This is a genomic window from Saccharospirillum sp. MSK14-1 (assembly GCF_003054965.1).
Classification (GTDB): domain Bacteria; phylum Pseudomonadota; class Gammaproteobacteria; order Pseudomonadales; family Natronospirillaceae; genus Saccharospirillum.
Window position 1 is genome coordinate 56,736 of sequence record NZ_MIES01000002.1, and the last position, 12,435, is coordinate 69,170.

The window sequence follows — 12,435 nt, forward strand, 5'->3', positions numbered from 1 at the left end:
CCTGATTGACCCCCCGTGCGCCGGGGATTACAGTCTCTTTACGTTATTCTGGATCTTTGCCATGCGCGCTTCCGGTTTACAGAACCGCATCCTCTTTATTGCTCTGGCGCCTGCGGTGGTGCTGGGCATTGCCTTTACTTCCTGGTTTACCCAAGGCGACCTAAAACAACAACGCCAGGCCTTCCATCAACGGACAGAAACGGCGGTGCAACGTCTCGCCGATGGCCTGGTGATGCCTGTGGCCAACGACAATCACGAACTGATCCTGGCGTTGTTGCGTCGGGCGCTGGATGAACGAGACGCCCGCTCTGTCAGACTGTTCGACCGTTTTGGCAGTGAGACGCTGCACTCGGGCCCATCCATGGTCGGCCCCGCCTATCCCTACCCCATTTTAGAGACCGATCGGCTGTCGACGTTCGATTCGTCCGAAACCAAACGGTATCTGGTGCCCGTTCAGCAAATGTCAGACTTGCAATTGCGGGTGGCGACGTCAGCACCGCTGGGCTGGCTGGAAGTCGAATTTGATTACGCCAACACCCGCGTGGCCCATTACCGGACCATTCTGATTAACAGCATTATTCTGTTTGGTGGGCTGCTCGTGGTATCCGGCCTGGCATTCTGGCTGAGCCGTGAGATCAGTCGGCCGGTGCACAATATGATCGACACGGTCGACGCCATTCGCGAAGGCAACCTGGATGCTCGCATCAAAGAAAATGCCAGCGGTGAGCTGCGTGAACTGGAAGGCGGCATCAACGCCATGGCCAGCACACTGAAAGAAGCCTACGAGGAAATGCAATCCAACGTCGACCAGGCCACTCAGGATCTGCGTGAGACGTTAGAAACCATCGAAATCCAGAACATCGAACTGGACATGGCGCGCCGTGAAGCCCAGCAAGCCAACCAGGTGAAAACCGAATTCCTGGCCAATATGAGTCATGAAATCCGCACACCGCTCAATGGCATCATCGGTTTTGCCCGCTTGCTGACCAAGTCCAACCTGACGCAAAAACAAGACGACTATGTGTCCACCATTCTGTCGTCATCCCAGGGGCTGCTGACCATCATCAACGACGTACTCGACTTCTGTAAGATCGAAGCGGGCAAGTTAATGCTGGACAACCGTTCCACCAACCTGCACGAAACCATTGAAGACGTCCTGGTGATGCTGGCACCCGCCTCCCAGGCCAAGCAGCTGGAAGTGGTCTCACTGTTTTACGCCGATGTCCCCGAACAGGTCGTTACCGACCCACTGCGGCTCAAGCAGGTGCTGACCAACCTGGTCAGTAACGCCATTAAATTCACGCCGACTGGCAGCATCGTGGTACGCACCATGGTCGAGCAGGCGCAGGGCGACAAACTGACGGTACGCATTAGCGTAACGGACACCGGCATCGGCCTGTCGCGATCTGAGCAAAAAGCGCTGTTCCAGGCATTTGCCCAAGCGGACTCATCCACCGCCCGCGAATTCGGCGGCACCGGACTGGGCCTGGTGATATCTAAACGCCTGGTCGAACAGATGGGCGGCGACATTGGCCTGGAAAGCAGCAAAGGTGAAGGCTCTACTTTCTGGTTCAGCATCAAGGCTCAGGTTGTACCAGACAGCCAGCAACCGCCGCGCCAAGACGCCTTAACCGGTTACACCCTGGCCATTGTCGAAGACCGTGAGATGTCTCGCCTCGCCTTGCGCCACGACGCTGAAAAATGGGGCATGAATTGTTTTGATATGGCAACGCTGGATGAGTTGATGGCCCGGCTGGAACAATCCGATAGTCAACGCCCAGATCTGGCGCTGATCGATGTCAGCGGTAAAACCGTTGACGATCAGCTGTACCGGCAAATTCTCGATCTGGAACGCCGCTGGCAATGCCCAACTCTGGTGCTGGGCAGCCATCAGGATCGCGACATTCGTCATCAACTGATTGAACAAGGCGCGAACCACTATTTGTCGAAACCCATTCGCGATACCCAGCTTTACCAGGCACTGCGCCAGGTTCTGCATCCTGACCAGTTTGACAGCAACGAAGACACCGCCAATAAACCCCGCCAACATGCCTCGGCACGCGTACTGGCCGTGGATGACAATGCCGCCAATCTCAAACTGATTGTCACCCTGCTGAACAGCCTGGGCGTTCAAGTTGAAGGCGTTAGCAGCGGAGAAGAAGCGCTGGAAGTGCTGCGCGACACCGAATACGACCTGGTCTTTATGGACATTCAAATGCCCGGCATTGACGGCCTGGAAGCGACGCGGCGGATTCGTCAACAAGAAGCGCCCATGCGCCATATTCCAATCATCGCCCTAACCGCCCACGCCTTAGCGGAAGAACGCCAGGCCATGCTCGACAGCGGCATGGATGACTATCTGACCAAACCGATCGACGAAGATCAATTGCAGCGAACACTGTTTAAGTGGACCGGACTGACAGAGCTGGCTGGCGAAGACGGCACCACGGTGCGTTTGCCCGACGAAGATGCACCTCAGGAAATCGATCATGCGGCTTTACAAGGTGCCACCATCATTGACCTGCCGTTAGGCCTGGAACGAGCCAGCGGCAAGCTGGACCTGGCCAAAGACATGTTCGCCATGTTGATCAGTAATCTGGAAAGCGATCGCCAACGCCTGCAACAATTGCACGAACAGAACGACCATAAGGCCTTACTGGAAGAAGTCCATCGCTTGCATGGTGCTACCCACTATTGCGGTGTACCGCGCGTTCAGCAAACCGCCCGCCACACCGAAGTGTTGTTGAAACAAGGTCAGTACGACAGCCTGGATGAAGCAATGAGGTTATTGCTGAATGCTTTGACCGAGTTACAAAACTGGGCCGAACAAACCGACTGGTCTGGCGCTTTTGACGCCCTTGCGTCCTCACAGCCGCCTAAACAGCGAACCGGTTAAGATCCACCCACCAAGGTTTGGAATAAAGCGAACGCCACCACGGAGCGGCGTTCATCGGTCAAGCTCAACAGCACCTGATCACCCTGCGCCAACTGCGCAGCCCGACCGGTTAACTGCACTTCCGGCGCGCCGCGTTTACCCGGCAAAATTTCAATGTGCTGAAAGGTGACGCCATCGGCAATACCGGTACCCAGCGCTTTGGCAACCGCCTCCTTGCCGGCAAAACGATTCGCCAGAAACTTAACCGGCTCGCCACGACGCTGATATTCAGCCTGTTCAGCGGCCGTCAGTATACGACGTACAAAGCGCTCACCTTGACGTTCCAGTACCGCCTGGATGCGCTCGATATCGACAATGTCCGTACCGATTCCCCGAATCATGATTGCCTCTTAACCTGGCCGGTGTCCGATTGCGCCGAACTCAACCACTGACGGCTGACTAAACTACGGCCTTCCAACACATGATCAAGCCGAGCGCGATGCACCGCCTCGCCCCAGCTTTGAGCCATTGGATTCAGCCAGTCGTTTTCTGCCATCGCAAGAATGGCCTGTCCGGGAATGGAGCGCTGAAGGCCTCGCGCGCAAAAACCAAAGGCCGGATCAAAGCGATATTCGTGGTCGGCAACAATCCAGTCGCCGCTGTCGAGTGTCTGCCGATAATCAATACCGGCCCCAACCCACTCCAGCAAGCGACGCTCAAAAAAACGCAGCGTCGGCGTTTGTCGCGCCGGGTCGGCCAACGACAGCAACGAACTGGTATAGACACCAAAGAACGTCTCACCCGCCTGAAACGGCGGCACCAGACGCACACAGAGCTCGTTCAGATACAGCGCCTGCAACAAAGCGTTCCCTTGCCCCAGGCGAAAGGGCTCGACATATTGCCAGTCATCTAGACGCTTCAGTTCGGTGTTGCCACTGAGGCGGATGCGCAAACGGCGGAAGGTTTCCGGGCGTGGATCACGCGCAACCGCTCTGAGCCGCCCCTGATCCGGCGTGAGGAGGTCAAGCAGCCAATGCTGCTCGCGGTAAGGACGCGCATGTAACACGAAGGCCGGTTGATCCGGCGCCCGATGCGGTTTCATCGATCCTCAAGATAGCCCAGGCTCTTCAAGGCGCGATCATCATCGGCCCAGCCGCCTTTCACCTTGACCCAAAGATTGAGCATCACCTTGGCATCGAACAGTTGTTCCATATCCAGACGAGCGTCGTGACCGACTTTTTTAATGCGCGCGCCTTTATCCCCGATAACAATTTTTTTCTGGCCCGGACGTTCGACGAGAATCAATCCGTGAATGTGCAAAATCGAACCGTCGTGTTTGAACTGTTCAATTTCCACCGCCATTGAATAGGGCAATTCCGCACCGAGCTGACGCATCAATTTTTCACGGATCAGTTCCGCCGCCATAAAACGTTCGCTGCGATCGGTGATCTGATCTTCGGGGTAGAAAAACTCACTGACCGGCAAACGTTCAGCCAGTGTTTGCGTCAACGCATCGAGGTTCTGACCGCGTAATGCCGACAGCGGCACCACTTCATCAAATTCAAAACTCTGGCTCAGCGTCTGAATATGCGGCAGCAAGGCATTTTTATCGTCGAGCTGATCGACTTTATTAATGACCAGAATCACCGGCGCTTTAACGCGTTTCAGCTTATCGAGCACCCACTGATCTTCGTCGGTCCAGACGGTGCGATCGACCACCAACACCACTGCATCCACATCGGCTAACGCAGAGTCCGCCGCGCGATTCATATGGCGATTAATGGCGCGCTCTTCCTGACGGTGCATACCGGGTGTATCAACGAAAACCAACTGAGTATCGCCTTCGGTATGAATACCCAACACCTGGTGCCGAGTGGTTTGCGGCTTGCGCGAGGTGATCGACACCTTCTGGCCGAGAATGTGGTTCATCAACGTCGATTTGCCGACGTTTGGACGGCCGACGATGGCCACGTAACCGCAGCGTGTCTGAGCCTGATCTTTATTCACTTAATCGTTTCTCCCAGGGCTTGGAGCGCAGCACGAGCCGCTTCCTGTTCAGCGATACGGCGGCTATTGCCTTCGCCAACGGTGGGTTGCTCCAGCCCTTCGACTTCGCAGTCGACCGTAAAAGTTTGATCGTGTGCTTCACCGCTGACATCCGTCACACGATAGACCGGCAGCGGCGCTTTGCGCGACTGCAAGAATTCCTGCAGCCGGGTTTTGGAATCTTTGATGTTGTCGGTGAGGTTCAGATCCGACAACCGGTTTTCGTACCAGCGCTGAATGGTCGTCTGAGCGTCGGCCAGCGAACTGTCCAGACTGATGGCACCAATGATGGCCTCGACAGCATCGGCCAAGATGGAATCGCGGCGGAAACCACCGCTTTTCAATTCGCCACTGCCCAGTCGCAAGCAGTCACCCAGGTCGAATTCACGACCCAGTTCAGCAAGGGTCTCCCCTTTGACCAGGTGCGCGCGCAAGCGCGACAACTGACCTTCTTTCGCGCGCGGGAATTGTTCAAACAACTGTTGCGCGATGGTGCAATTTAAAATGGCATCGCCAAGAAATTCCAACCGCTCATTGTTCTGGCGGGAAAAACTGCGATGTGTCAGCGCCTGCGTCAGCAGTGCTTCATCGTTGAAGCGATAACCGAGCCGCTGGCTCAGACGGTCGAGTGCAAGTGACACCGTTCAGAGTCCGTATTCTTCGTGAAAGCTGAGAATGACATCAATGTTGCCAAAGATGTCGATGCGTTTTTCGTAGTCGAGCACCAGTTGCACTGACGCATCGTTCTGATTCAACTGAATAATGGCGGCGGGATCTAGGTCGATGTTTTCCTGATTCAGAAACCGGTCTAAGCGTCGCTCTATAACCGCTTCTGTCGGATTTCGACCGCGCAACTCGTCGGCCACCTGGCTCAGATGGGAATCCAGTTTAAATTGCTGCCAGTATGGACCCGTCAATTTCACCAGCCAGAGCGCTGCCAGCGCCATTAACAAGGCAACCAGCACCAGACTGAACAAACTCATTCCAGACTGTTTGCGACGGGACATTAACATGGCTATCGACTCCTACCGCCGTGAATCTTTTACCACCCGCTCGGCACTAACGGCGATTATTCAATGCCGCCAAAACGCGAGAAACTGGGGCCATCGAAGAAGGATCGCCAATGCATCCAGATACCCACCGCCTGACCCAGAATCTCGTCTTCATCAACGAACCCCCAGGCGTTGTCGCCGCTGTTGCTGAAGTCGCCCTGCATACCACGGCGCAGCCCTTCCCAATAGCGCGCGTCGAGGCTGGAATCACGGTTATCCCCCATCACAAAATAGTGACCTTCGGGAACCACGACGCCCTCAGACGGCAACCATTCATAAGGCTGGCGGCTCGGCCCTGCCTGATTCAAATAGACCGCGTGATTTTTGCCATCCAGTTGTTCGGTATAGCGAATATAGCGACCTTCATCATCGGTCACCCGACGATCAAACGTCAGCTCTACCGGCTCACCGTTCAAGGTCAGGATACGACGACCGTAATCGTATTGAATGCGGTCACCCGGCACCCCTATCACCCGTTTAATGTAGCTGATGCTGGGTTTGTGTGGCGGATTAAACACCACGATATCGCCGCGCTCGGGATCGTTAACCGGAATGACAATGTCATTACTGATCGGCATACGCAGGCCGTAGGTGAAGCGATTGACCAGAATAAAATCGCCAATTTCCAACGTCGGTTTCATCGAGCCGGAAGGAATTCGGAAGGGCTCAAACATAAAGCTGCGCAACAGGAATACCGCTAACAGCACCGGCAAAAACGCACGGCTGTTATCGATCACTCCCGGCTCGGCGACCATCGGCGGATGCTTCGGATCAAAGCCATCAATGCTGGCCGCGGCATTTTCCAACACGCGACGGCGCAGTGGTCTTAACCAGTACATATCGGCCAGCCAAACCGCACCGGTGGTGGCAACAGAGGCGGTCAATACCAGCGCAAAATCAAAGCTCGCCTGTATGGTTTGTACAACCAGCCATAACAACAACAGCAGCAACAAATAGCCCAGCGCTTTTTCGTCCTTGCCTGGCTCGAACAAGACTTTGAGTTCGTCTTCGGTCCAGTCAGTGCGCTCAACCACCGCTTTGAGGCGGGCTCGGTGACGCACCAGCGTCAACACAGCCAAACCCAGGGTCAATGCCAGGCAGGCCCAAAATATGACGATGACATTCATCCGCTTCGACTTCCTTAGCTATCGACTTTAAGTACAGCAAGAAACGCGTCCTGGGGAATCGTGACCGATCCCACCTGCTTCATACGTTTCTTACCTTCCTTCTGGCGTTGCAGCAGTTTCTTCTTACGGCTGACGTCACCACCATAACACTTGGCGGTGACGTTTTTGCGCAACGCTTTTACGGTACTGCGAGCCACGACCTGATTACCGACAGCGGCTTGAATGGCCACGTCGTACATCTGGCGAGGAATCAGTTCTTTCATTTTTTCACAGAGCGTGCGGCCACGACGCTGAACGTGTTCACGGTGCATGATCACGGCCAGCGCGTCGACGCGGTCGCCGTTGACCAGAACGTCCATACGAGTCAGGTTGGCCGCTTCAAAACGATCAAAGGCGAAATCCAGGGAGGCGAAACCACGGCTGACCGACTTCAGACGATCGAAGAAATCCATGACGATTTCTGCCATCGGCAAGTCATACACCACTGAGACTTGACCGCCCATATACTGCATGTCTTTCTGCATGCCGCGGCGTTCTTCACACAAGGTGATGACGTTACCGACGTGTTCCTGCGGCACCAGAATGTTGGCGCGCACAATCGGTTCACGGAATTCTTCAATGTTGTTGACCGCTGGCAATTGCGACGGGTTAGCCACTGAGATGACTTCGCCATCGGTCTTGAGAATTTCGTACACCACCGTCGGTGCCGTGGTGATCAGATCGAGATCGTATTCGCGCTCAAGCCGCTCCTGGATAATCTCCATGTGCAGCATGCCCAGGAAGCCACAGCGGAAGCCAAAACCTAAGGCATCCGAGCTTTCCGGTTCATAGAACAGGGACGCATCGTTCAGGCTGAGTTTTTCCAGGGCGGTGCGGAAATCTTCATAGTCGTCGGCAGACACCGGAAACAGTCCGGAGTACACCTGCGGTTTGCTCTTTTGGAAACCCGGTACCGGTTCTACGTCCGGTGTGCTGGAATGAGTGATCGTATCGCCGACCGGCGCGCCCTTGATGTCTTTGATCGAGGCGCAGATAAAACCAACTTCGCCGGCACGCAGCACATCCAGATCGCGCATTTTGGGTGTAAAAATACCCAGCTTGTCGACCACATGGGTGCGACCTGTACTCTTCATCCAGATTTTGTCACCACGCTTCAGCGTGCCATGACGAACGCGAACCAGTGAGACAACGCCCAGATAGTTATCGAACCAGGAATCAATGATCAGCGCCTGCAGATGACCATCCAGATTGCCTTCCGGCGCCGGCACCCGTTCGATCAACTGTTCGAGAATGTCTTCGATACCGATATTGGCTTTGGCCGATGCCTGAACCGCGTCCATCGCATCGATGCCTATGATTTCCTCAATTTCCTGAGCCACACGCTCAGGTTCGGCTTGAGGCAAATCCATCTTGTTGAGCACCGGGACCACTTCCAGGCCCTGCTCGATGGCGGTGTAACAGTTCGCCACGGATTGGGCTTCAACCCCCTGAGCCGCATCGACCACCAGCAAGGCGCCTTCACAGGCATAGAGCGAGCGCGACACTTCGTAAGCGAAGTCGACGTGTCCGGGGGTGTCGATAAAATTGAGCTGATAGGTCCGACCATCACGCGCGGTGTAGTCGAGCGTTACGCTTTGCGCCTTGATGGTAATGCCGCGTTCGCGCTCCAACTCCATTGAATCGAGCACCTGCTCGGCCATTTCACGGTCACTCAGTCCACCACAAACCTGGATGAACCGGTCCGCGAGGGTGGATTTACCGTGGTCGATATGGGCAATGATGGAGAAGTTGCGAATGTGGGAGAGATCGCTGCTCACAGAAGCCTATACTCAGCTTGAAAAATGGGGCAGCGAGTTTACAACAACTGACCCCGGAAGACCATGTAAGCCCCGACCATTCGGGCGGTCGGGGCTCGGCCAATAAGGCTCAATCGGTCGGAATGGCCAGATAGACGATGTTGTTGCCACGCAGCACGCGTACCGCTACGGCGCCGTTATCTGGCAATTGGGTCACCAGGCGGTCGAACTCTTCTTTATCGTTGATAAATTCGCCACCGAGCATGGTGATGATATCGCCATCGCGCAGCCCGGCTTCCAATGCTGGACCCGCCAGAACCCGCTCAACACGCACGCCATCACTGCCCTCCACATCGGCAACAATGATGTTCAGCGGATTGTCTGAGGTGGGTTGCTGTGGGTTACCGGCCGCCAGCTCCTGCTCGTTAAGCACACCGATGGTGACATCCAGTGTACGGCGATCGCCACCGCGCAATACCTCAACTTCCACCGTGGTTCCCGGACGGACTTGGCCAACCAAGGGCGGCAGATCGGAATAACGACGTACCGGCTGGTCGTTGAACGACAGAATGATGTCGTCGGTCTGAATGCCACCGTCCGCTGCCGGGCTGCCGTCAAAGACTCGGGCTACGAGTGCACCTTCGGCGCGATCCAGCCCCATGGACTGGGCCAGCTCTGGGTTTTCGTTAAACGGCGGGTACATTTCCACACCCAGCCAACCGCGTTCAACGGTGCCGGTTTCCTTCAGCTGATCGGCAATGTCCATGGCGATATCGATCGGGATGGCAAAGGACACGCCCATAAAACCGCCTGAGCGAGTATAGATTTGCGAGTTAATACCAACCACTTCGCCATCGAGGTTAAACAGAGGCCCCCCCGAGTTACCCGGGTTAATGGCCACGTCGGTTTGAATAAAGGGCACATACCGATCGGCTCCGCCCAGCGCGCGGCCTTTAGCGCTGACAATACCGGCGGTCACGGAGTAGTCGAAATTGAATGGCGAGCCGATGGCCAGCACCCACTCACCCACTTTCAGTTGTTCACTGCTGCCGATTTTCACGGCGTGCAGATCGCTGCCGTCGATTTTCAGCAGAGCGACGTCCGACTGTGGGTCGGTGCCAATCAGTTCGGCTTCGTATTCGGTACCATCGGTGAGCGTGACCGTCACTTCATCGGTGTGATCGACCACATGATTGTTGGTCAGAATGTAACCGTCTTCCGAGAGGATAAATCCGGAACCCAAACCCTGGCGCGGTCGTGGATTGGGCTGGTAGTTGAAGTTATCGGGCAATTGATCGCCAAAGAAATAACGAAAGATTTCCGGCACTTCCTGTTGTTGGCCAGATGAACGAGTCTGCGTCACTTCGGTCGTGGTAGTGATCTTTACGACCGAGGGAGAATTACGCTCGACCAGTTCGGTAAAGTCAGGCAGACCTTCTGCCACTGACTGGACGGCGAACACAGCCATTAAAACAGCTGCCGCGCACATGGAGGTTCGCTTGAACATAAAACCCTACTCCTGTTGTGTCCTCTAACGAGGCTTCGCATATTAGGCTAGGCGACAAAAATGCAAACGCCGTCACAGCCGGGTTTACGTCTCTTTTACGGCTCGACGACCGGCGCAGAGAGTGATGAAGACTGGGCCTTTACATTGGAATGAACGGCGAGGATTTGCGGCTCCCAGCGCTGTTGCGGACGTTTAAAGCGCATTCGTGTCACGGCGACCGCGGCGCTGCCACCAAGGACGGCGAACATCAGTTGCCAGCCTTCGCTGACACTGAGTGAGGCACCACCGAACAACCCAATGAAGGCGGCCAACAACGGCCAAAGATACATCCAGGCCGCGGCCAGACTGAGGCTGTCTTCAGCAATGCCCAGGCGCACCTGATCACCGGCCTGGATATCGGTGTGGGGCGTTAACTCAAAATGATTTTTGGCCAATTGGGTTTCAGCGTCACCCAGACCACTGAGCACCGCCTGGCCACAACCCTGGCGGGCGCGGCAACTTTGACAGGCGCTGCTTTGCACCACCGCCACGATCAGACGATCGGCATCGCTGTGAATCACTGTGCCGTTTTCTTCGACCAAGAGACTGACCTGAATGAAAAACCGCCGCCTATTGTAGGCGGCTGACAGAGTCGCGCAATCGCTCAGCGGTAGCTCGGGGAATTTCACCAATGACGGTCACCGTCAGACCGTCGGTTTCGCTCATCAGCGCCGTGGTGGCGCCCATGCGCACCAGGCTGTCAGGTTCGGCGGCCATGACCGGCTCAATAAAGACAGAAAATGTTGCCAGTCCATCGCTGTACACGCGCTTTTCCAACCAGCCATCCGCGGATGCATCGCGTGCCGCCATGGTCAGTTTGAACATCGGTGGCATCCAACTCAGTTCGGTCACGAAGGCGTCCGTATCCGGGGCAGGCATCGGCGGCTGCACCAGCGCTTGCTGGCGCCCATTGGCCCCACTCAAGGTGGGTTGCAAGGCCGAATCCGGAACCGGACCACCGACACTGAGCCGGGTGTAACGAAACTGCTCCAGAATTTCGTCATCGCTGCTGAGAATTTCCGACTGCAACAACAAACCGGTCTCACGATCGAGCCAAAGCCGATGTTTATATCGCCAGGGATCGGCGGTAAGTGTAACCACCCGGGCATTGCGGCCGGCAACGCGCGCTTCCCCCATCGCTTCGGCCTGATAACTTTGCGCCAGACGATCCAGCGCCATCGGGCCGACCTGTGAAAAAGGCGCAGCCGGTATCGGTCGGGCCAGCTGATCTTCGGCACCCGCCGGGTAATAACACACCAACCGGTTACCGCGCCGGATGACTTCAATCATCTCGCCGTCGAGCTGCTGCAGTCGCTCAACCGGCTCGCCATCGCGAACCGCGTGAGCGATGGCATAAGCACTGGTCTGATCACCGCGCCGATGCAAATACTCACCCTGATAACTGGCGTTCTGAATGGCATCTCGCATCTGACTTAACCATTGCCACTCCATGGCCTGAACCGGCCAGGCCAGCATCAGTCCCAGGATGATTATGACCGTTCTCATTCTGCTTCCATCCAATCCACCGGATAGGGTGCCACCGCATGACCACTGCTGTAGGAGGCAGCCTCCGCGTGTTCACGCAAATAGGCATTAAGACGCTGCTGTGCTTCAAAACGTGCCTGAGCGGCAGCCACATCGTCATTCTGTGCAACCTGAGTGACGGGTGCTGTCGACGGTGACGGTACCGACCATTGAGCGCCGACGATCACCACACAGGCAACAGCGGCGGCCAACCCAGCCTGGCCCAGACGCACCGGCCAGCGTCGCTGGCGCGCCGGCTGTTCCAGCTCCGTCTCCGCTTCGGGTTGCACCGCCACATCGACCAATACATCGCCCCGCAAAGCGCCCTGCACGCGCGACAGCTGATGCCAGTCCTGCAGGCGTTGCGGATCGGACTCCATGGCTTTCAACAGCCGCTGGATATCCATTTCACTGGCTTCTCCGTCCAGAAAAGCCGAAAAACTTTCGTTTATGCGATCCTGTTTCATCG

12 protein-coding genes are annotated in these 12,435 nt (G+C 56.1%); 1 reads left to right on the plus strand and 11 read right to left on the minus strand.

Annotated elements, in window-relative coordinates:
- The first annotated feature begins 61 nt into the window (after positions 1-61).
- On the plus strand, positions 62-2,896 hold the full coding sequence (locus tag BGP77_RS00280; RefSeq protein ID WP_108162735.1) for a response regulator: 2,835 nt from the start codon (positions 62-64) through the stop codon (positions 2,894-2,896).
- Here the strand turns inward: BGP77_RS00280 and acpS are convergent.
- The 11 genes from acpS to BGP77_RS00335 all read right to left on the minus strand — a co-directional run bounded on the left by acpS (position 2,893) and on the right by BGP77_RS00335 (position 12,433).
- Positions 2,893-3,276: a holo-ACP synthase gene (gene acpS / locus BGP77_RS00285; protein WP_233252258.1), complete on the minus strand. Its 384-nt coding sequence runs from the start codon at positions 3,274-3,276 to the stop codon at positions 2,893-2,895. The genes BGP77_RS00280 and acpS overlap by 4 nt on opposite strands.
- Positions 3,273-3,977 (minus strand): DNA repair protein RecO, encoded by a 705-nt coding sequence (locus tag BGP77_RS00290; RefSeq protein ID WP_108162737.1) that lies wholly within the window; start codon positions 3,975-3,977, stop codon positions 3,273-3,275. Before BGP77_RS00290 ends, acpS begins: the two co-directional genes overlap by 4 nt.
- A complete protein-coding gene (gene era, locus BGP77_RS00295) occupies positions 3,974-4,882 on the minus strand; it encodes a GTPase Era (RefSeq protein ID WP_108162738.1) in 909 nt (302 codons plus the stop codon). Before era ends, BGP77_RS00290 begins: the two co-directional genes overlap by 4 nt.
- Positions 4,879-5,562 carry a ribonuclease III gene (gene rnc, locus BGP77_RS00300; protein WP_108162739.1) on the minus strand — a complete coding sequence of 228 codons (684 nt, stop codon included), beginning with the start codon at positions 5,560-5,562 and terminating at the stop codon, positions 4,879-4,881. The genes era and rnc overlap by 4 nt, the downstream gene beginning before the upstream one ends.
- Positions 5,563-5,565: 3 nt before the next feature.
- Positions 5,566-5,934, minus strand: a complete 369-nt coding sequence (locus BGP77_RS00305; RefSeq protein ID WP_108162740.1) for a DUF4845 domain-containing protein — start codon at positions 5,932-5,934, stop codon at positions 5,566-5,568.
- A gap of 56 nt (positions 5,935-5,990) precedes the next feature.
- On the minus strand, positions 5,991-7,100 hold the full coding sequence (gene lepB / locus BGP77_RS00310; protein ID WP_370446817.1) for a signal peptidase I: 1,110 nt from the start codon (positions 7,098-7,100) through the stop codon (positions 5,991-5,993).
- A gap of 14 nt (positions 7,101-7,114) precedes the next feature.
- Entirely contained in the window at positions 7,115-8,917 is a 1,803-nt protein-coding gene (gene lepA / locus BGP77_RS00315) for a translation elongation factor 4 (RefSeq protein ID WP_108162741.1), read from the minus strand.
- A gap of 109 nt (positions 8,918-9,026) precedes the next feature.
- Positions 9,027-10,403 (minus strand): DegQ family serine endoprotease, encoded by a 1,377-nt coding sequence (locus BGP77_RS00320; RefSeq protein ID WP_233252259.1) that lies wholly within the window; start codon positions 10,401-10,403, stop codon positions 9,027-9,029.
- Positions 10,404-10,498: 95 nt separating this feature from the next.
- Entirely contained in the window at positions 10,499-10,984 is a 486-nt protein-coding gene (locus BGP77_RS00325) for a SoxR reducing system RseC family protein (protein WP_158269225.1), read from the minus strand.
- Positions 10,985-11,012: 28 nt separating this feature from the next.
- Positions 11,013-11,948 carry a MucB/RseB C-terminal domain-containing protein gene (locus tag BGP77_RS00330; protein WP_108162743.1) on the minus strand — a complete coding sequence of 312 codons (936 nt, stop codon included), beginning with the start codon at positions 11,946-11,948 and terminating at the stop codon, positions 11,013-11,015.
- Entirely contained in the window at positions 11,945-12,433 is a 489-nt protein-coding gene (locus BGP77_RS00335; protein WP_108162744.1) for a sigma-E factor negative regulatory protein, read from the minus strand. Before BGP77_RS00335 ends, BGP77_RS00330 begins: the two co-directional genes overlap by 4 nt.
- Positions 12,434-12,435 lie beyond the last annotated feature (2 nt).